The following is a 19,423-nucleotide window of genomic DNA, read 5'->3' as shown; positions in this document are numbered from 1 at the left end:
GCGTGATGGAGGCCACAAGAGCAGGGCCGAAATCCGTCTTATTCTGGCCTTCTGATGCCTTATGCCACGCTTCCGGAAGCGGATTGGAGGCATTTCGACTACACGTCATTGCCAGAATGAAAAATCGAGGTTACATTTAGCGAACCGATTCGACTCAGGAGGACCCTTGGCAACCATTGGTGACGTGGCACGTGAGGCTGGTGTCTCGCGCAGCACTGTCTCATACGCCCTTTCGGGGAAACGCTCCATCTCCCCGGAAACCCAGGAACGCATCCGGGCGGCAGTGGAGAACCTGGGTTTCACCCCTAACGCCGGAGCACGCGCACTGGCGAGCCAGAAAACCATGGTTCTGGGGCTTCTGCTTCACTTCAACGCTGACGAGTTCGCGCCGGCAATGATGCAATACGTCATGTCAGTCTCCAGCGCGGCACGGGAGCGTGGCTACGACATCCTCATGATTACCGAGGACGACGGCGCCGCGGCCCTGCGAAGGGTGACGGAGTCGAACATGGTCGACGGAGTGGTCCTCCTGGACATCCACCATTCCGATCCGAGGATTGAGGTGATGAGGTCCGCGCGTCAGCCCGGCGCACTCATCGGGCTTCCCGGTGAGCCCAATGGACTTGACGTCTTCGATCTCGACTTCGGAGAGGCGGCGAGGGTTATAGTCGACAACCTTTACGGGTTGGGGCATCGCGACATCATGCTGCTTTGCCCGCCAAAGCATGTCTTTGACCGGGGTGCAGCGTATACATGGCGTTTCCGGGATGCGGCACAGGAGCGTGCAGCCCGCTACGGCATCCACTTGCACACCTACTATGGCGAATCGCGGCAGCCTGCCATTCAGACCAGCCTCGAGGCAATGCTGAGTTCACGGCCCGACGCGACCGCGTTGATTGTCCACAACGATGCGACCATCGCAGCGCTGCCCGCGTTCCTCAGCAATCGTGGCATGTCAGTTCCATCCGATCTGTCCGTCGTCAGTCTCTATTCCAAGGAGTTCGGACGGGACTTTTCACTCCCGTACACCGCCGTCGAGACTTCCCCTGGCGAGCTTGGCCGGATGGCAGTCGAGCGGCTTGTTCAAAGGATCAATAATCCCGACCAGGCTGGCGAACCACTCGTCCGCTTTGTCGCCCCCGAGCTCGTGGACCGGGGCACGGTCCGCTAGCCAGTACACCCCATGTCGCGGACCTCGCAGGGTCCGCGAGCTACTCCCCCACGCCCAAAACAGCTCCACCCCCAGCTACCGCATACCCAAAATCCCGTTCAACCCCCAATACCTGCACGTTTTTCAGAGAGGATCACCGTGTTTTACAAGAAATCAATCCAAACCAGGTCCGCCGCTGTCCTTGCCTTGGCCGTTCTGGCCGGTGGCGGGCTGGCAGGCTGCGCCTCAGGTCCGTCCCAGGCCACGTCTGCAGCCAGCAGCGAATTCACCTTCTGGGATCCCTACCCCCAGTACGATGCAACGTCCGCTTGGGCGGGATCCATCGATAAGTGTGGTTCCGAGGCCGGAGCCACCATCAAGCGGACTGCCTATGACACCAGCGATCTGACCAGCAAGGCCCTGCTGGCCGGCCAGCAAGGCTCTTCACCTGATGTTCTGCTGGTGGACAATCCGGTGGTTTCCACACTTGCCGAAGCCGGCGTGCTGACCTCCGCCAAGGACAGTGGCCTGGACGCTTCTCACACGCAGGCGAACCTCCTGGCCGCAGGTGAAATCGATGGAGATGCGTTTGGCGTTCCCATCGGGGCAAACACGCTTGCCCTTTACTACAATCCAAAGGTTCTCGAAGCGGCCGGCGTTGACGCAACCTCCGTGACTGACTGGGCATCCCTGAACGCAGCGCTGGAAAAGGTGAAGGCGTCAGGCAAGAAGGGTATTACGTTCTCCGCCGTCGGAACCGAAGAAGGAAGCTTCCAGTTCCTGCCGTGGTTCTGGGGGTCCGGAGCACAGCTCGATGACCTTTCCTCCAGCGACGCCGTATCCGCCCTGGCCCTGTGGACGGACTGGATCAAACAGGGGCACGCTCCCAACTCGGTCATCAACAACACCCAGACAACAAGCTGGCAGGAATTCATGGCAGGCGACTTTGCCTTCGCCGAGAACGGAACCTGGCAGAAAGCAGACGCCGCGAAGGCCGGCTACAAGGTCATGCCGATCCCAGCTAAGTCCGGCGGCGCCGCAGCAGCCCCCACCGGCGGGGAATTCCTGACCATCCCTGTCCAGAAGGAGACCGCGCGGTACGAAACGTCCAAGAAGATCATCGCGTGCCTCACCAATGCCTCCAACGTCGTGGCCACCGACAACACACTGAACTACATCGCGCCCACCGAGGAAGCCCAGAAGGCCCAGCTGGCAGCCGATGCCACGCTAAAGCCGTGGATTGACGCCGTCGCCGCCGCCAAGGGACGCACCAGCGACAACCTGGGCACCAAGTACCCCAAAATCTCGGAACAGCTCTGGACGGCAGTCCAGGCTTCAGTGACGGGATCCGCCAGCCCTCAGGATGCAGCCAAGACCGCACAGACGGCCGCAGCCGCCGCAACAAAGTAGTGGCAACGACGTAGCGGTCCGGGCGCAGGGAACCAACTGATCCTGCGCCCGCGCCGCCCGCGTCAAAGACCGCACCTCAACAGAAGGAATCACCATGTCACCCGTGAACATCGGGACCGCACTGCGGGAAGTAAGCCCGGCCGTCGCGACAGCGGACGCCGTGGATACCCGCGTGCGGCGGGCGGCGGCGTCGACCCGCTGGTCTGCGGCGGCTTTCCTGGCACCCCTGCTGCTCTACTTGGCCATCTTTTATGCCTACCCGCTCTACCGCAACATCGAACTGAGCCTCAAGGCCTATACCGTCCGCAGCTTCGTCCAAGGCAACGCCCCCTTCGCAGGCTTGGACAACTACATCGATGTCTTCACGTCACCCACTTTTGGGCCGGCCCTTTCCCACACGGCCACCTTCACCGTCGTCTCGATTGTCTTCCAGTTCGGGATAGGCCTGGCGCTGGCAGTGTTCTTTCACTCAGGGTTCCGGCTCTCCGGCACTCTGCGTGCCCTGTTTCTTGTGCCCTGGCTGCTGCCGCTGATTGTCTCCGCCTCCACCTGGTCCTGGATGCTGAACAGCGATTCAGGCATAGTCAACGCGGCCCTCACAGCGATGGGGATGCCGCAGATCAACTGGCTCACCTCACCGGACTGGTCCCTCGTGGCCGTTCTGATCGCCAACATCTGGATCGGGGTGCCGTTCAACCTGGTGATCCTTTACAGCGGCCTGCAGGGAATCTCCACCGACGTGTATGAAGCCGCCGCCATCGACGGAGCCAACGCCTGGCAGAAGTTCTGGCGCATCACCCTTCCGCTGCTGCGGCCCGTTTCAGCCATCACCATCCTGCTGGGCCTTGTCTATACCCTCAAGGTCTTCGACATCATCTGGATCATGACAAAGGGCGGTCCGGCAGGTTCGTCCACCACCTTGGCAACCTGGACATATCAGCTGGGCTTTGGCTCGGTCCTTCCCGATTTCGGTCCCGCAGCAGCCATTGGAAACCTCCTGATCGTGCTCGCGGTGGTCTTCGGCTTCATCTATATCCCTGTGCAGAGCAGACAGGAAAATCAGTGAGTACCCGCCGCTTCTCTTTCAAGACGATTCTCGGAATCGTGCTGACCGCAATCATGCTGTTCCCGGTGTACTGGATGATCAACGTCTCCTTGACGCCCAGCAAGGATATGAGGAAGTCCCCGCCCAGCCTGTTTCCCGTGGACGTGACTTTCGAAGGCTATTCAGCTGTCCTCCAGCAGCAGATGCCCTTCCTGGGGACCAGCCTTATCCTGGGGCTGGGCACAGTGATCCTGACTGTCGCTGTGGCAGCCCCGGCAGCCTTTGCACTGGCCAAACTACGCCCCCGCGGAGCAGGGCTCCTGAACTTCCTCATGCTGATCGCCCAGATGATTCCGGCCATCATCATCGCGATGGGCTTCTACGCCATCTACCTGGGCATGGGAGTTCTGAACACGCTTCCGGGGCTGATCGTGGCCGACTCGACCATCGCTGTTCCGTTTGCAGTGCTGATCTTTTCAGCCTTTATGTCCGGCATCCCTGATGAGCTGCTGAATGCGGCGAAGATCGACGGCGCATCAAACTGGCGCACCTTCCGCTCCATCGTTATGCCGGTAAGCCGAAATTCAGTGGTCACCGTCTCGCTCTTCGCCTTCCTCTGGGCCTGGTCGGACTTCATCTTTGCATCGACCCTGAATAACGGCGGTGCCCTGCGGCCCATCACCCTTGGCATCTACGCCTACATAGGGAACAACAACCAGCAATGGAACGCCATCATGGCAACAGCCGTGGTCGCTTCCATCCCGGCAGCCGTCCTGCTCGTGGTGGCGCAGAAGTATGTCTCAGCAGGTGTCACGGCCGGCGCCGTCAAAGACTGAAGCAGCCCGCACCGCTCATTCGCCTGGCTCGCGGCCTCCCCTCACCGTTGAGCCGCCCATTACCGTTGACAGGAATCACCATGCCCAAAAACTCCCGCGTTGCCTTCGACATAGACCACATCCCCTTCAGCACCCGCGGATCATGGCTGAATCTGTCGCGTGTTATCGGACTCCACAAAAGTGCACCGGACATCCACCTCGTAACCCATCAAAACGGCCACCAGAACGGACTCACAGGCGTTCTGGGGCTCACACCGCGGCGGGACGGAGGCGAAGTGGATGCCTCCATTGAGGCCAACAGTTCAATGCTTTCATGGGTCGACGGCGACGCGAGAGTCGACGCCGTCTTCGATGGCCCCGAAATCCTTCGCCTTTCCGGCCAAGGACTGGCTATGCGCCTCGAAGATGCAGCCGCAAGCCTCACGCCCTTTACAGGAACGTTCTTCTACTACGACCCTGCAAGCAAAGGATGGTGCTTCACCTCCTATGAAACAGGCCTTAGGTACAGGATCACGGTCTTGAAAGGCGCACTCTCCGCCGTAGGCGCCGAAGCATTGGGCCAGGCGAAGCGATGGGTTGAAGTGAGCGCCTCGAACGGGACGTGGGAAATCGCCATCGATGAATTCCGTACTGCGCGGGAGCCACTGGTGCTTCACACGTCCTTCGAGGAATCCATCGCAACAGCCGACGCCACCTTCGCCGGCTATCTGGACCGGATCGCTTCATGGCGAAACCAGGAGACCCCGGCTGCTGCGCTTGCCGCCTACGTCCTCTTTTCGGCAACGGTCAGCCCGCTGGGATTCCTCCACCGTGAATCTGTCCTGATGTCCAAACACTGGATGGACAAAGTCTGGAGTTGGGATCACTGTTTCAACGCCGTCGCCCTGTCCTCGGGCTTTGCGGAGGAAGCGTGGGACCAGTTCCTCGCCCCCTTCGACCACCAGACGCCCGAGGGCGCACTCCCTGACTCGATCTCCCACTCCGAGCTTCTGTACAACTACGTCAAGCCTCCGATCCATGGATGGGCCTACTCCAAGCTCCGGGAGAGCCTGCCTGTGATGGACGGCGCGCTGCTGACGGAGATCTACGGTGCTCTTTCGCGGTGGACAGGATTCTGGGTCAACCACCGCACAAGCCCGGGCCGCGGGCTCCCCTACTACCAGCACGGCAATGACAGCGGGTGGGACAACTCGACGACGTTTGATAAGGACCGGCTCATTGAGTCTCCCGATCTGGCTGCTTTCCTCGTCTACCAGCTGGACGTCCTCATCGACATTGCCCAGGAACTGAACACCGGCGAGGAGGGCGTCTGGCGTGGTCACAGGGACAGGATTTTCCAAGGACTGATGGGGCTCTGGGACGGGGACGCCTTCCGGGCCTACGCCCCGTTGACGGGACGCTGGAGTACCTCCACCAGCCTCCTGAACCTTCTTCCCCTGCTGATCTCTGACCGGCTTCCCGCGGAAATTGGCCAAACCATGGCGGTCCGCCTCACCGAACACCTCACCAATTGGGGTCCGGCAACCGAGCCGCCGAATTCCCCGCTCTACGAACCCGACGGATACTGGCGAGGACCCATCTGGGCTCCATCGACCTACCTGATTGAAGACGGGCTGCGAAGAGGCGGCTATGTGGACCTGGCAAACGGAATCAGCACCCGGTTCCGGACCCTCTGCGAAACCAGCGGGTTCGCTGAGAATTTTGACGCCCTGACCGGCGAGGGGCTGCGCGACCGGGCCTATACCTGGACCGCCAGCACGTACCTTGCTCTCGCCGCCGATGCCGTTCGGCGGTCAGCAGAAGCTCAGGGTTCAGCGGCCTCCCCTGACGAGTTGCTTATCGACGCTATCTGAATGACCGGCCGCCCGCCGCCAGCCTCTATCACCGTGGTGCCGCGCTCAGGCTGAGGAGCCGTCGTCGGCCATGGTGACGATGATCTTGCCCTTGGCGCGGCCCGTTTCCAAAGCGGCAAAGGCATCGGAAATCCGGGCGAGCGGATAGGTGCTGTCAACTACCGGCCGGACTTTCCCCTGGTCCACCAGCCCGGCCAGGAACCGGAGATCATCACCGCTTGCATGCATGAACAGGTACCGGTACGAGACTCCGGATCTCCAGGCGCGGAGCCGCACGCCCAGGCTGATCATCCAGAACAGGGCGGCGACAGCGCGGGAGGTATGGAGGTCCTGGAGGGCAGTCTTCGGTTCGGGGATTCCGGCCACGGAGACGACGCTGCCGCCGCGCTTGAGGATGCGGAAAACACCCTTCAAAGCCCTCCCGCCTACCGCGTCCAGGGCGGCATCGAAGCCTCTGAGGGTCTGCGCGAAATTCTCCCGGGTGTAGTCCACCACGTGGTCGGCACCCAGCTCGCTTACCAGGGTAAGGCCGCGGGGAGAGGCAGTGGTGGTCACCTCAGCTCCGTAATACTTGGCGAGCTGTATGGCAAGGGTCCCCACTCCGCCTGCTCCACCGGAAATGAAAAGCCTGGTGCCCGGTTGGATGCGTAATTCGTCCCGTAGTGCCTGCACAGCTGTGAGTCCGGCAAGGGGAAGGCCGGCAGCTTCTGTAAACCCCAGCGATTGAGGCATCAAGGCCACGAGCTCTTGGGGGACGCAGGCGAACTCGGCGAAAGCACCCAGCCCCGGAGCGTCCACCCGCGAATACACCCGGTCCCCCGCCGTGAAACGGTTAGTGCCCGGCCCGACGCCGACGACGGTTCCCGCCAGCTCGCAGCCAGCAATGAACGGCAGCCTCGGCCGGAAGAGGGGCCGCAGCTTCCCCTGCCGCATCTTGTAATCCACCGGGTTGAGGCCGGCTGCTCCCACCTTGATGAGCACTTGGCCGGATCCTGGACTCGGCACCGGGACATCCTGCAGCACCATGGCTTCCGGCCCGCCGTAGCGGGTAATCACATAGGCGCGCACGGAAGAGCTCTACTGTTGATGGCCCTGCCCGGCATCTTCCGCCGCTGCTTCCCGTGTATCGGGCTCTTCGTCCTCAAGATCTGAGTCCAGAGAGGCCCCTTCACCGGGTCCATATGCCAGCGACGTGTAATCCGTCTCGTCGTCGGCGTCCAGCAAGTCGTCGAGTTCATCAAGGAGCCAGGGGTTGACGCGCTCCAGGATCTTGCGGACTTCTGCCTCGGGGACCGCTGCATACAGGACGGGACGCGCCTCCTTGTACCGTGTGACCGGCGGCTTGTCAGGCCACTTCTCGGCCAGGGCCTTGACCCTCTCGGGGAGGGAATTGTGGGCGTTGTCCGCGATCTTCACGAGAGTGGCGTCGTGGTCCTCAGCGATGAAGCGGATGCCGGCCTGGTAGTCGTCCGGGTCATCGTGGAGGCGCTTGGTGACGCGTTCGATGATGCCAACGGCCCGTTCCGAGACGCCCATTTCCAGAAGCGCCTGCCGGGTGATGGGGGTGTCCTCGGCAATGTCGTGGAGGTATCCGGCGATCCGGATGTCGTCGTCGAAGTCCGCGAGTGCGTCCCCCACTGCCAGCACGTGCTCGCGGTAAGGGCGCTTGAGCTTGTCCTTCTGGCGGTTGTGGGCCACCTCGGCAAGGACCATGGCCGTCTCAACGGTGAATCGTGGTTCTGGCATGTGTGCATCCTCTACTCGGCAGGCGGCCGGTTCCCGTCCGGAAGGCCGCACTCCAGCGTAGCCCCTCGCTCCCGGCCCAGCCCCGCTGCCTCTATCCCAGCGCGAGAATGGCCTGCCGTACCGCCTCGCTCAGCATGATGTTGCGGCACCCTGCCCCGCCCATTTCAGCCTGCTGGGGCACGTAGCCAAACCCGAGACCATACAAAGGATCGGCAAACCCCAACGAGCCGCCGGCGCCGTCGTGCCCGAACGCCCGGTAACTTCCGAACGGCAGGGTGGCCCTGGGCTTGAGGAACACTGTGCCGAAGCTGCCCATCTCGCCGAAGAGCCGGTCGATCCCATAGACCTGCTCCGCGCTGATGTCCTCGATGGTATCGGCCGACAGGAGCGGCGCGAGCTCCGGACGGCCGTTGTTTGCCGGCAGCCCCGAGAGGGCGGCAGCATAAACGCGAGCCAGACCGTCGGCACTGGCAACACCGCCGGCCGAGCTGAAACCGGCTGCCCGCACTTCGGGGATATTGGGAAAGTCGAACAGGTTGCTGCCATCGGGGCTGAGTGCCAAGCCCAGGTGGCTGTTCGGATCAAGCCAGCGCGGGTTCGGATCCGGAGCAGACCGGAAGGCAGCGAACCGGTGGTCCTGGTCAGAAGGGAGCCCCAGGAAGAAGTCCGCGCCCGTGACCGACTGGATTCGGTCCCGGTACACCTCCTGCAGGCTGGTTCCAGTAACGCGGCGGCAGATTTCTTCCATGAACATGCCCAGGGTCAGGGCGTGGTAGCCGAAGGCAGCCCCCGGCTTCCAGGCCGGCCGGGCAGCCGCAAGTTTTTTGGTCGCGAGTGCGGAATCGTTGCACTCTTCAAGGGTGAAGCCGCCTTCGAGGCCGAGAATCCCGGCTTGGTGGGAAAGCAGTTCCCGGACGGTGATCCGGTCCTTCCCGGCAGCCGCGAACTCCGGCCAGTAGGCGGCCACGGCAGCGTCAAGGTCCAGCACGCCGTCCTGTACCAGCAGTGCCATCACCAGTGCACCCGCGCCTTTCGAGCAGGAGAACACCCCTGTAACGGAGTCCGGCCTGGTGTGCGGGCCTCCGCTGATATCAAGCACCTTGACGCCGTGGTGGTAGGCCGCCACCTGGGCTGAGTACTCGGGATCCTCAGCGACAAAAGTGCCAAAGAGCTCAGCGACGGCTTCAAATCCTGGTGCGACAGTCCCCATATGCATTCCCACACCCTACCGAACGCCCCGCACTGAATGCCGGGCTCACGTTCTACCGGAGCGGCCAGACCCACGGCTCCTGGGGCAGCACCAAGGGGTCGAATACACTCAGGGCCTGATCCAATGGCCCGGCCGGAAGCCCCAGCGACTCCAAAAGCATGTCCCGGGCTGTCTCAGCCGGGATCCCCTTCTCTGCCAGGTCACCGAGCGTCACGGCACCATCGCGCTTGGCCAGCCGGACGCCGTCGGAATTCACCACGAGCGGTACGTGCGCATATTCCGGAACGGGCACCTCCAGCAGGGATGCGAGGTACGCCTGACGCGGCGTGGATGGCAGCAGGTCGTCACCGCGGACCACCTGATCGATGCCCTGGGCTGCGTCGTCCACCACAACGGCCAGATTGTAAGCAGTGACGCCGTCATTCCGGCGAAGGACGAAATCGTCCACGATTCCGGTGTAGCTGCCATGCAAAATGTCCTTCACGGTCCACTCGTCAGTCCAGGCACGCAGGCGGATAGCGGCCGGTCGGCTGGAGCGCCGGAACTCCACCTCGGCAGGGGACAAATACCGGCACGTTCCCGGATAGGCCCCCTGCGGAGCGTGCGGCGCCGAGGGTGCTTCCTGGATCTCACGCCGGGTGCAGAAGCATTCGTAGGTCAGGCCTGCTGCGGTGAGCCGGGCAATCGCCTCCGCATAGATCGGCTCGCGCTCGGTCTGGCGTACGACGGCGCCGTCCCACCTGACGCCGATTGCCGCCAGATCGCGGAGCTGCTCTTCTTCCGCCCCCGCCCGTGCACGATCGAGGTCTTCAACACGGAGCAGGAACTGCCGGCCGGTTGACCAGGCAAAGAGCCAGGCGAGAATGGCGGTACGCAGGTTCCCCACATGGAGTTGGCCCGAAGGGCTCGGGGCAAAGCGGCCTGCTGACGTCATGCCTCCAGCCTAGGCGCACGTCCAAGAAGCTTGCAGGCACACAAGAGCCCCTCAGCTACCGCAGGATTCAATGGAACCGGCGCCGGTGGCTCAGGGGCTCTTGTCGTGAAGGGTCCGGATGCGTCTTTCCTGACCCGCGTAAAAGCTTTTATGGAGACGATGTTTGCTGGCGACTATGCGTGAACAAGTGTCAATCAGCGGCTTCCTCCTTACGGGAGGCGTTGTCCGGGGGCCGGGTGGTGTACCGGGGTGCCCTTAGCCTGTGCGGATTCGGCGGTAGCCTCCTCCACGAGTGCCACCATTTGACCAGAAGCCCTACAGTTGGAGCAACAGACTGCCGCTAGCTTGATCAGACTGACCAACTTTATCCACCAACTGTCGACAGGAGTGGTCATATTGCAGGAACTCGACGCGACGGACCGCCGCATCCTTGGAGCTTTGGACGAAGATCCGCGCCTGCCCATCATGGTCCTTGCCCAGCGCCTCGGCCTCGCCCGCGGAACTGTGCAGTCGCGCCTTGAGCGGATGTCGACGTCGGGCGCCCTTCGCCCGAACAGCAGCCGTGTTCTTCCTGCCGCCCTCGGACGGGGAGTCGCGGCCTCAGTGAGTGCTGAACTGGACCAGAGCCATCTGAACGAGGCGATTGCCGCCCTGCGGGAGATCCCCGAAGTACTTGAGTGTCATGCGCCCGCCGGGGACACCGACCTGCTGATCAGGGTGGTGGCCTCCAGCCCGGACGACCTCTACCGCGTGTCCGAGGAAATTAGATTATGCCCGGGAATCGTGCGCACCTCCACCAGCATGTTCCTGCGGGAAGTTATCCCGTATCGGACCACGGGTCTGCTGGGAGGGTAACAACGTGCGGGAAAGCAGCGCCGCCTTCAGTCCCCACCGAGCTGTTTCCAGTCCTGCTCCCACAGTTTCCGCATCTCGTCGTCCTTGCGGATGGCACGGACAGCCTCCAGCTCGGCAGGCTTCCTACGCTGCCAGTCCCGCGGATTAAGCGATTTCCTGCCCGTGTCCAGCAGCAGGAGTGCCCGGTCCGTCAGGGCGTCATTGCGCAGCGAAAAGTCAGTCTTCCGCCGCCGCAGCACCTCTTGAAGGGCAGCCCGGGCGGCGGCGTAATCACCCCTTTTACGCAGTGAGCGGGCCCTAACCAGCAGCAGGGCTGCCGAAAGGTCATCAGCGTTCAACAAGCCTTCCGTCTCGGCCACCACCTCGGCGTCGCGGCCCAGTGATGCGGCGAGGGAACAGCGGGCCAGCGCCAGCGGAAGCGAAGGCGGCAACGCCACCAGGGCAGCCAGGGCCGCTTCCGGCTGACCCGTCTCCCGGAGGGCGTGGGACAACGCCAGGAACACGGCCTCTTCGCTGAACAGCACCGGAACTTCCACGCGTTCGGCAACTTCCACATTCGTCACCACGTGGGTGAGGTGCGCGGCAGCGTAACTGTTGGCGTCGTCGTCGTTCCTGGTGGACAGCCCTCGCTGGAGGAGCTCCGAGGCGCGCAGGAAACTGCCATGCCGGTACGCGAGGAGTCCAGCCATAAGATAGCAGAGCCCGGCCCAGCCCGGATGGGCCCGCGCCAGCAAGATGAGCCTGTCCGGTTCCCTGCTCGTAAAGATCGCGTCGTGTACGGAGCGGGCCGCTTTGCCGGGCATGCGCTGGAGCCTGGGAATGCTTCCCTCGATGGTGAGGGTTCCCCGGTCGCGCCGCCCAACAACCCCCGAAACAAAGCCTGCAACACCGCCTGCTAGTTCCCTGACCGGAGTTCTGATCAGGGGGCTGCGGAACGGGGTGAGATCGCGGATGTCTCGGTACAGGGGTGCGGATTCGCTGGGTCCGGCGCTCATGAGTCCATGCTAATAGCCGCGGCTTTAGCTGACGGCCGCTACCCACACGCCGATCAGCCACGTGCTTGCGGCGAGGCACGCAAGGCCGAACTCCACCAAAATGCCCAAACCGGTGGCCTTGAGCGCGGCCCAACTCGTGGTCACTGCGGTTCCGAAATTGCGCGTCCGCTGGTATTCGCTCAGAAGCAGGCCTGCAGCGAAGCCCACAAAGAGCCCTACTACCGGGATCAGGAACATCCCCACAACGGCCAGGATCAGCCCGACGACGACACTCCGGTTGGGGATGCTGTGCTCCCTGAGTTTCCGCCCGGTCAAAACAGCGCTTGCGGCCATGCCGGCAAGAACGAACACCATGCCGATCCCGAACACCACCCAGCCGCCTGCGCCCGCCCCACCCCAGATGGCCCAGGACAGCAGGCTCAGGGCAATCAGGATGCTGCCGGGCAGCACCGGAATCACCGTTCCAGCGACTCCAACCAGGATGGCCAGGCCGCAAAGTATGGTCACGACGGTTTCGGAGGTCATGGCCCCAGTCTAAAGGCGGAAAGAGTGCGGACATGGAAAAGGCGGGTTCCTGCAGAGACCGCGGGGAGTCTGCAGGAAACCCGCCCTTCACCCTTTAGTAGCCGTAAGGCGGCGGGGTGTAGACGTCAGGCACCAGTGTGTACGAGAAGTGCGAGATGTCCTTGCCCGAAGTGGTCGACACAGTCACCTCGGCCAACGGGGGATTAACCGGAATGATCTCGAAGCCGGGCCCGGACTTGAGGCAGACTGACGAGATCAGGAAGCCGTCGGGAGCCGTCAACGTAATAGTGTCGTCCTCGCCGACCTGTGCATCAATCTTGCCGGAACTCAGCCCCGGGCAGACCAGGTCTGCAGGCGGGGCAGCACTGGCCGGCATGGCGCCGCCGCCCAGAAGAACCAATCCGGCGACTGCACCGGCAGCTAGCAATTTCTTCATTTTTTGCTCCTTATCGGGTGATTCATCAGAACGGTCCCCTTGCCTCGTTCTACGGCGTCAACGCAGGGTCCGGTTTATCCAGGGCAAGGAACTTCCACAGTTGTGCTCCGGCCTGCCGGATCCCGCCATTCGTATGTCGAGACTGCATGTTCTCCACCGCCCGGTCAGCAGCGACCCGTTTCCGCACTGCGCGGCCTATCTGGGTTCGCCCGCTAGTCCTTAGGCTAGGGATTCCGGGCTCCACTGACCCGAGTAGTGTGTACTCGATTCGGGTGGAGGGCTTCCCCTTGGTACTCGCAAAGTCGAGCCTTGTGCAGAGCGCACGTTAAAGCCCGACGGCGGCACCCCCGGCTAAGGGAGATGCCGCCGTCGCGAGGCTTTTTGTGTCGTTGCCGCTTTACTCGGTGACTGCCGCGGCTACTGCTGCGGAGACGGCCGGAGCCACCCTGGGGTCCAGCGGGCTCGGCACAATGTAGTCTGCGGAAAGCTCCGGCTCGGCGAGTTCGGCGATGGCGCGTGCCGCGGCAAGCTTCATGGCGGGCGTGATCCGGCGGGCACCGGCGTCGAGCGCCCCACGGAAAATTCCGGGGAAGGCCAGCACGTTGTTGATCTGGTTGGGGAAGTCGCTCCGGCCGGTAGCCACAACTGCGGCGTACTTGGAGGCGACCTCCGGCAGTACTTCGGGGTCGGGGTTGGAGAGGGCAAACACGATGGAGCTGTGGTTCATCAGCTTCAGGTGCTCCTCGGCCAACTGCGATGACGATACGCCAATGAAGACGTCCGCGCCGAGGAGTGCCTCCGCAGGGCCGCCTGACAAAGCACGCGGATTGCTCTTCTGCGCCAGCTCTGCCTTCTTGCTGTCAGGGTTCGCCGCGATGTCTGCCCGGTCCTTGACGATGACCCCACGCGAGTCCAGGACAACGACGTCTTCGATTCCCGCGGCGAGAAGGATTTCTGCAACTGCAACACCGGCTGCGCCGGCGCCGGATACGACAATCCGGAGGCCTGTCAGTTCGCGTTCAGTGACTTTCGCGGCACCAGTGAGGGCGGCCAGGACCACGACGGCGGTGCCATGCTGGTCGTCATGCATCACAGGGCAATCCAATGCCTCTATGAGCTTCTCCTCCAGCTCGAAGCAGCGCGGCGCCGAAACGTCCTCCAGGTTCACGGCGCCAAAGCTGGGACGCAGGCGCACCAGGGTCTCCACGATCTCGTCGACGTCGGTGGTGTTGAGGACCAGTGGAATGGAGTCGAGGTCACCAAAAGCCTTGAAGAGTGCTGACTTGCCTTCCATAACCGGCAGTGAAGCGCTGGGGCCGATGTCACCGAGACCAAGAACCGCTGTTCCGTCACTGACGACGACGACGAGGCGCTCTGCCCACGTCAGGGTTTTTGCGAGCTTCGGATCGGCATGGATGGCCCGGCTGACCTGAGCCACTCCGGGCGTATAGGCGATGGAGAGGTCACGCTTGGTAGCCAACGGGACGGTGCTGGCTATGGACAGCTTGCCACCCTGGTGGGACGCGAAAATTTCCTCTTCGCTCAAGGTTGCAGCGGATTCAAGGTCGGTGGGAGTGGTCGTTTCAATGGACACGTCGTTGTCTCCTGGTCTAGGCCGTGGTCGCACGGGATAGGGAAGGCTCAAGCGCGGGCCGCTTGAGTTGGGCAGGTCAGCGAAGTCCATGAACGATCCAAGGGGTGGCTGGACCGCCGTGTCTCCTGCGGGAGGAACTGCTTGCCCTCCGGTACTGCCATGGTAAATCGCCGAACGTGACCAACCAGACCACTCTTGGGCCCAGCGCCCGGATTAAGGCGTGCCTAGGCTGTCTGAGTGACGTAAATTACTGCCTTGTGTCTCGATTGTGACTAGCTGGTCTAGACCACTGCCTGTAACGACCGGGTTGCCGCCAGAAGCGAACAAGCCCTCTTCAGATCCTCTTCGGCCTCAAAAAGGGAGAGTCTGCGGCACCGGACTGCCTGCACCAATCCGGTGATGGTCAGCAGGAGTATGCGGGACTTGGCAAAGTCCCCGCTGGCCACCGTTACCGCCTGCTCCGCGATCGCGTCGATTTCCCGCAACAGGTCAGTGGTGTCCCTGTCCTTCTGGTAGCTGGTCCGGCTCAGGCACTGCTCCACGGCCGGCTGCATGACCCGCATGTGGAAGATCTCCATGGTGACGCCCACCAGGGCATGGACGCGGATGTTGCCTTTTCCAGGCCAGCTTCCCACCTGCAGCTCGCCGAGCTGTTTCCGGTAGAGGGCCAACATCAGATGCGTGGCGGATGGAAAATAGCGGTACAGCGTACCCAGCGGGACGTCAGCTTTTGCGGCAACTTCGGAAAGAGTGATGGACTCAAGCCCTTTGCGGGCGAATCCGGCGGCTTCATCCAGGATCCGGGCGTAGCGCAGCTGCTGGCGCGGGAGCAATGGCGGAGCGGCCATGGGTGGCAGATCTGAATTTAGTTCAAGCATCAGCACGTTCCGGGAGAGGGCTTATTTTGCAACGGCAAAGCAGGCCCCCGGTCACCGCACTGCAGCAGCAATTCGCTGACAACTATACGGCACGTAAGTTTGGCGTATTCAGGAAAAGGGGATGAACCGACCAGCAGACGCGGTGTGCACGCCTCCTATTGAACGCCCTTGATCTTGACCACGAATACTGCGCCGAGGAGTCCAATGGCAGCAGCCGTGCTGAAGAGGGTCACGTACCCGCCAAGGTACTGGAGTGAGACGAACGCGATCACCGGGGCGACTACCTGTGGGAGTGAGTTGGCCACGTTGATCACCCCCATGTCCTTTCCACGGTCTACGGCCGTCGGAAGAACCTGGGTGAGGAGGGCGAAGTCGACGGCCAAGTAGGCGCCAAAGCCGATTCCCAGCACTCCGGCGCCCACCAGGGCACCCGTCCACACCGGGAAGAAAGCCATGATGAGACCGGCGGTGGCAATGGTGGCAGATGAGCCGATCACAAACGGCTTGCGCTTTCCCACACGGTCGCTCCAGGGCCCGGCAAGCACAGCGGTAATCATCACCATCATTGCGTAAATGCCCGTCAGGATGAGCACACCCAAGGCCGGGTCCTCGTGCTTGATGACGTCCCGCAGGAAGAAAAGCAGGTAAATGATGGTGGACTGATTCCCGACGTTAACAAGAAAGCGTGTCAGCCAGGCCCAGGCAAAATCAGGATGCCTTACCGGGCTGATCCAAAAGCCTCGCAAGAACCCCAGCCAGGTGAATACCGGCCTGGCGTTCAGCGGCAACGCCGGGTCATTCCTGTTAAAGAGGTACGGAATGATGCTCAGAATCAGCGCCGCCGCACAAAGCCAATAGCCCACCATGTAGTTCCCGGAGACCACGGCGCCGAACACTGCCCCCAGGAGAATCCCGGCAGTCTGCCCCATGGCCGCGAGTCCGCCAACCCCGCCGCGCTGGAAGACCGGAACCCTGTCCGGGACTGCCGCAGTGATGGCGGCATAGGCCGCGTTTGCTCCCAATTGAACGAGGCACCAGCAAAGCACCAGAAGGGCGACGGCCGTTGCGCCGGACATCGCCAGCAACGCGGCCGTCGCAAGGATGGCACCGGCCAGGACCCACGGCGAGCGCCGGCCAAAGCGGGAGACCGTGCGGTCGGACAGTGCCCCGAACAGCGGGTTGGCAACCAGGGAAACAGCAGCTCCGCAGCCCGTGACAAGCGAGAGGATGGCTTCCTTGTTCGCCGGATCGATCCCGATGGCATGCTGGCCGATAAACACATTGATAGGGCCGAAAAACGCAGCGTTGATCCCGACATTGACCAGGACCAGCCCGGTCACCCAGCCAGGCGTTACCTTCCGGGTTGGCTCCGCGAGGGCAGCTCCGGCCGTCGTCGTCCCCTCGGTCTCAGGCGTCATGCCAGGTGTTTCGGACAGGCTCATCGGTTCCCCCTGGAAGACACGGACAGTGTGAGTTCAGACTATCGTGGGCAGCAGCCATTCAGGCGATCCCTTCAGCCCTGAACCAGCCATTAAGCGAACATCATCTGAACCGAGGAGAAGTTATGAGCGACACACCAGTTGCCACTGCCGACCTGTACGACGAACGCGGCGAAGAGCTGGCGTCCGTCTCGCTTCAGTTTCAGTCCTTGGGCGCCCACAGCCACTTCAGCGGCCCTGTCCGAACGATCAAATGCTTCGAGGACAACGCCTTGGTCAAAGAAGTTCTCGGCACCCGGGGAGACGGCGCTGTCCTGGTGGTGGACGGCGGCAGCTCGCTGCGCACCGCTTTGATGGGGGACATGATTGCGGCGAGTGCCGTTCAGAACGGGTGGGCCGGCGTCGTAATTAACGGTGCGATCCGAGACCGGGAGGCCATCGCGGAACTGCCACTGGGAGTGAAGGCGCTAGGCAGCAATCCGCGCAAGAGCTCTAAGACGGGTGCCGGGGAGGCCGACGTCGATCTCGTCATCGACGGCGTGACCATCCGGTCCGGCGCGATGATCTGGTGCGACCCTGACGGCATCCTCGTTGAACGCTGACGGGATGGGGTGAAGACGCGGATTGCACCTGATTCAGCCCCTGCTGGAGCCTCGACGAAAACTTCCCATCAGAAAAAATCCTTCATTCGGGAACAATCGGGACAGTAAGATAGTTACTGAAAGCAACTATCCTGCTTAATTCCGTTCGTACCCCTTGGAGAAACCATGTCCAAAAGCACCGCCGTGCGGGCACCGGGTGAAACCCTGACTCACCGCCAGACCCTGACAGTCATGGTGGGACTCATGCTTGGCATGTTCCTGTCGTCACTGGACCAGACCATCGTCTCCACCTCTATCTACACCATCGCAAACGACCTGGACGGCTTGTCGCTGCAGGCCTGGGCCACCACCGCCTACCTGATCACTTCCACTGTGAGCACTCCGCTGTATGGGAAGCTCAGCGATATCTTCGGCCGCCGTCCTCTGTATCTGGCCGCCATTGTGATCTTCCTGCTGGGATCCCTTTACGCGGGGTCCGTGCATTCGATGATGGAGCTGGCAATTGCCCGCGGCATCCAGGGACTCGGCGCCGGTGGTCTGCTGGCGTTGGCCCTGACCATCATCGGCGACATCGTTGCCCTCAAGGACCGCGCCAAGTACCAGGGCTACTTCATGTCGGTCTTCGGCATCTCCTCGGTTCTTGGGCCTGTGATCGGCGGTGCCTTCGCGGGGTCAGCGAACATCCTGGGATTCGACGGCTGGCGCTGGGTGTTCTTCATCAACCTTCCGATCGGCCTGGCCGCCCTCGCCGTCGTGTTCCTCTACCTTCACCTGCCCGTAAAGCACGTCAGGCAAAAGATCGACTACTGGGGAGCTGCGGCCATCACCCTGGCGATCGTTCCGCTGCTTCTTGTGGCTGAACAGGGCCGCGTCTGGGGCTGGACATCGCTCAGCTCGTTCCTCTGCTACGGACTGGGTGTGCTGGGAATCGTTGCTTTCCTGCTCGCCGAAAAGCGTGCCGGCGACTACGCCCTGATCCCGCTGCGTCTGTTCCAGAACATCACGTTCGGCCTGTCCTCGATGCTGAACTTCATCATCGGCATCGGCATGTTTGGGGCCATCGCAATGCTGCCCATGTACCTGCAGCTGGTCAAGGGGCTCACTCCCACGCAGGCCGGGCTCATGATGATCACGTTCACGCTGGGTATTCTCACGGGTTCCATTACCGCCGGCCGCACCATCTCGGCGTCCGGAACCTACCGGATCTTCCCCATCATGGGCACAGCAATCCTGACGGGCTCCGCCGTCGTAATGGGCCTTTCACTCGGAGCTGACACCGAGCTGTGGGTCCCGGGCCTGATCGCGGTGTTCTTCGGCATGGGACTGGGCTTCTGCATGCAGCCTCTGACACTTGCCATGCAGGTTTCCGTTCCGCCCAAGGACATGGGCGTTGGGACCTCCTCGGCAGCGTTCTTCCGGTCAATGGGCGGCGCTGTGGGCACTGCGGTGTTCATCTCGATGCTGTTCAGCATGGCGGCTGACAAGATCGCCAGCGGCATGAAAGCTGCCATGCAGAACGCCGACTACCAGGCCGTCCTCAACGATCCCGCAGTGGCCGCCGATCCCGCCAACGCCAAGCTCTACGAGTTCTTCAAGCAGGGTGCCACCAACGAATCCCTGAACGACACCAGTTGGCTGCACACTGCCAACGCCACGCTCACCAGGCCCATCACCGAGGGATTCGCCCAGTCGATCGACATCGTGATGCTCACGGCTGCGGCCCTGACCGGCATCGCCTTCCTGATCAGCTTCGCCCTGCCGAACAAGAAGCTCACGGATGCCAAGCCTGCTCCGGCCAAGGAGCCGCTGGGCGCAGAGGCAGTGCCGGCCCACTAGGGGAACCTGGTTCTTCCCATTGGAACGTCCGACGACGGCGGGAGCCTCCCGCCGTCGTCGGCCTCCCTGCAGACCCTCC

The 19,423-nt window shown here is 62.5% G+C and carries 18 protein-coding genes; 8 read left to right on the top strand and 10 right to left on the bottom strand.

Going from position 1 to position 19,423, the window contains the following annotated elements; all coding sequences use genetic code 11:
- Window positions 1–166 precede the first annotated feature (166 nt).
- The 5 genes from MU551_RS18680 to MU551_RS18660 all read left to right on the top strand — a co-directional run bounded on the left by MU551_RS18680 (window position 167) and on the right by MU551_RS18660 (window position 6,294).
- The gene (locus tag MU551_RS18680) at window positions 167–1,171 is read left to right on the top strand and encodes a LacI family DNA-binding transcriptional regulator (protein ID WP_247047553.1); all 1,005 of its coding nucleotides are present in this window, start codon (window positions 167–169) and stop codon (window positions 1,169–1,171) included.
- 138 nt (window positions 1,172–1,309) lie between these two features.
- Window positions 1,310–2,560, top strand: coding sequence for a sugar ABC transporter substrate-binding protein (locus tag MU551_RS18675; protein WP_247047545.1), 1,251 nt, complete (start codon window positions 1,310–1,312; stop codon window positions 2,558–2,560).
- 94 nt (window positions 2,561–2,654) lie between these two features.
- A complete protein-coding gene (locus tag MU551_RS18670) occupies window positions 2,655–3,626 on the top strand; it encodes a carbohydrate ABC transporter permease (RefSeq protein ID WP_247047543.1) in 972 nt (323 codons plus the stop codon).
- Window positions 3,627–3,679: 53 nt separating this feature from the next.
- The gene (locus MU551_RS18665) at window positions 3,680–4,441 is read left to right on the top strand and encodes a carbohydrate ABC transporter permease (protein ID WP_281507315.1); all 762 of its coding nucleotides are present in this window, start codon (window positions 3,680–3,682) and stop codon (window positions 4,439–4,441) included.
- A gap of 80 nt (window positions 4,442–4,521) precedes the next feature.
- Window positions 4,522–6,294, top strand: coding sequence for an amylo-alpha-1,6-glucosidase (locus MU551_RS18660; RefSeq protein WP_247047539.1), 1,773 nt, complete (start codon window positions 4,522–4,524; stop codon window positions 6,292–6,294).
- Between the two features lie 45 nt (window positions 6,295–6,339).
- Here the strand turns inward: MU551_RS18660 and MU551_RS18655 are convergent, their stop codons facing one another.
- The 4 genes from MU551_RS18655 to gluQRS all read right to left on the bottom strand — a co-directional run bounded on the left by MU551_RS18655 (window position 6,340) and on the right by gluQRS (window position 10,184).
- Window positions 6,340–7,362, bottom strand: coding sequence for an NADP-dependent oxidoreductase (locus tag MU551_RS18655; RefSeq protein WP_247047537.1), 1,023 nt, complete (start codon window positions 7,360–7,362; stop codon window positions 6,340–6,342).
- A gap of 9 nt (window positions 7,363–7,371) precedes the next feature.
- Entirely contained in the window at window positions 7,372–8,040 is a 669-nt protein-coding gene (locus MU551_RS18650) for a phosphohydrolase (RefSeq protein WP_247047518.1), read from the bottom strand.
- A gap of 91 nt (window positions 8,041–8,131) precedes the next feature.
- Window positions 8,132–9,256, bottom strand: a complete 1,125-nt coding sequence (locus tag MU551_RS18645) for a serine hydrolase domain-containing protein (RefSeq protein ID WP_247047516.1) — start codon at window positions 9,254–9,256, stop codon at window positions 8,132–8,134.
- A 46-nt stretch (window positions 9,257–9,302) separates the two neighbouring features.
- The gene (gluQRS, locus tag MU551_RS18640; RefSeq protein WP_247047508.1) at window positions 9,303–10,184 is read right to left on the bottom strand and encodes a tRNA glutamyl-Q(34) synthetase GluQRS; all 882 of its coding nucleotides are present in this window, start codon (window positions 10,182–10,184) and stop codon (window positions 9,303–9,305) included.
- A 387-nt stretch (window positions 10,185–10,571) separates the two neighbouring features.
- Here gluQRS and MU551_RS18635 point away from each other — a divergent pair, with 387 nt between their 5' ends.
- The gene (locus MU551_RS18635; RefSeq protein ID WP_372489897.1) at window positions 10,572–11,039 is read left to right on the top strand and encodes an Lrp/AsnC family transcriptional regulator; all 468 of its coding nucleotides are present in this window, start codon (window positions 10,572–10,574) and stop codon (window positions 11,037–11,039) included.
- A 26-nt stretch (window positions 11,040–11,065) separates the two neighbouring features.
- Here the strand turns inward: MU551_RS18635 and MU551_RS18630 are convergent, their stop codons facing one another.
- From MU551_RS18630 to MU551_RS18605, 6 genes are all read right to left on the bottom strand, one after another.
- Entirely contained in the window at window positions 11,066–12,034 is a 969-nt protein-coding gene (locus tag MU551_RS18630) for a hypothetical protein (RefSeq protein ID WP_247047506.1), read from the bottom strand.
- A 24-nt stretch (window positions 12,035–12,058) separates the two neighbouring features.
- Complete coding sequence (locus MU551_RS18625) at window positions 12,059–12,559, bottom strand: DUF456 domain-containing protein (protein ID WP_247047498.1); 501 nt, start codon at window positions 12,557–12,559, stop codon at window positions 12,059–12,061.
- Between the two features lie 94 nt (window positions 12,560–12,653).
- Window positions 12,654–12,995, bottom strand: a complete 342-nt coding sequence (locus MU551_RS18620; RefSeq protein WP_247047496.1) for a hypothetical protein — start codon at window positions 12,993–12,995, stop codon at window positions 12,654–12,656.
- A gap of 397 nt (window positions 12,996–13,392) precedes the next feature.
- Window positions 13,393–14,589 (bottom strand): NAD(P)-dependent malic enzyme, encoded by a 1,197-nt coding sequence (locus MU551_RS18615; RefSeq protein WP_247047493.1) that lies wholly within the window; start codon window positions 14,587–14,589, stop codon window positions 13,393–13,395.
- Window positions 14,590–14,870: 281 nt separating this feature from the next.
- Window positions 14,871–15,467 carry a TetR/AcrR family transcriptional regulator gene (locus MU551_RS18610; RefSeq protein WP_247047485.1) on the bottom strand — a complete coding sequence of 199 codons (597 nt, stop codon included), beginning with the start codon at window positions 15,465–15,467 and terminating at the stop codon, window positions 14,871–14,873.
- 155 nt (window positions 15,468–15,622) lie between these two features.
- Window positions 15,623–16,909 (bottom strand): MFS transporter, encoded by a 1,287-nt coding sequence (locus tag MU551_RS18605; RefSeq protein WP_247047483.1) that lies wholly within the window; start codon window positions 16,907–16,909, stop codon window positions 15,623–15,625.
- Window positions 16,910–17,031: 122 nt separating this feature from the next.
- Between MU551_RS18605 and rraA the strand changes: the two genes are divergently transcribed.
- Window positions 17,032–17,508, top strand: coding sequence for a ribonuclease E activity regulator RraA (gene rraA / locus MU551_RS18600; protein WP_247047475.1), 477 nt, complete (start codon window positions 17,032–17,034; stop codon window positions 17,506–17,508).
- A gap of 165 nt (window positions 17,509–17,673) precedes the next feature.
- The gene (locus MU551_RS18595; RefSeq protein WP_247047473.1) at window positions 17,674–19,344 is read left to right on the top strand and encodes an MDR family MFS transporter; all 1,671 of its coding nucleotides are present in this window, start codon (window positions 17,674–17,676) and stop codon (window positions 19,342–19,344) included.
- Window positions 19,345–19,423: the final 79 nt, after the last annotated feature.

Origin of the sequence: Arthrobacter rhizosphaerae (assembly GCF_023062595.1) — a bacterium.
Lineage (GTDB): Bacteria > Actinomycetota > Actinomycetes > Actinomycetales > Micrococcaceae > Arthrobacter > Arthrobacter rhizosphaerae.
Note: the sequence above shows the minus strand (reverse complement) of the source record. Positions and strands in the feature narration are given on the sequence as shown.

Excerpts from the sequence above, each read along its gene's own strand:
- MU551_RS18670 (WP_247047543.1), top strand. The coding sequence starts at position 2,655 with ATGTCACCCGTGAACATCGGGACCGCACTGCGGGAAGTAAGCCCGGCC.
- MU551_RS18665 (WP_281507315.1), top strand. The coding sequence starts at position 3,680 with ATGCTGTTCCCGGTGTACTGGATGATCAACGTCTCCTTGACGCCCAGC.
- MU551_RS18660 (WP_247047539.1), top strand. The coding sequence starts at position 4,522 with ATGCCCAAAAACTCCCGCGTTGCCTTCGACATAGACCACATCCCCTTC.
- MU551_RS18650 (WP_247047518.1), bottom strand. The coding sequence starts at position 8,040 with ATGCCAGAACCACGATTCACCGTTGAGACGGCCATGGTCCTTGCCGAG.
- MU551_RS18645 (WP_247047516.1), bottom strand. The coding sequence starts at position 9,256 with ATGCATATGGGGACTGTCGCACCAGGATTTGAAGCCGTCGCTGAGCTC.
- gluQRS (WP_247047508.1), bottom strand. The coding sequence starts at position 10,184 with ATGACGTCAGCAGGCCGCTTTGCCCCGAGCCCTTCGGGCCAACTCCAT.
- MU551_RS18630 (WP_247047506.1), bottom strand. The coding sequence starts at position 12,034 with ATGAGCGCCGGACCCAGCGAATCCGCACCCCTGTACCGAGACATCCGC.
- MU551_RS18625 (WP_247047498.1), bottom strand. The coding sequence starts at position 12,559 with ATGACCTCCGAAACCGTCGTGACCATACTTTGCGGCCTGGCCATCCTG.
- MU551_RS18620 (WP_247047496.1), bottom strand. The coding sequence starts at position 12,995 with ATGAAGAAATTGCTAGCTGCCGGTGCAGTCGCCGGATTGGTTCTTCTG.
- MU551_RS18610 (WP_247047485.1), bottom strand. The coding sequence starts at position 15,467 with ATGCTTGAACTAAATTCAGATCTGCCACCCATGGCCGCTCCGCCATTG.
- MU551_RS18605 (WP_247047483.1), bottom strand. The coding sequence starts at position 16,909 with ATGAGCCTGTCCGAAACACCTGGCATGACGCCTGAGACCGAGGGGACG.
- rraA (WP_247047475.1), top strand. The coding sequence starts at position 17,032 with ATGAGCGACACACCAGTTGCCACTGCCGACCTGTACGACGAACGCGGC.
- MU551_RS18595 (WP_247047473.1), top strand. The coding sequence starts at position 17,674 with ATGTCCAAAAGCACCGCCGTGCGGGCACCGGGTGAAACCCTGACTCAC.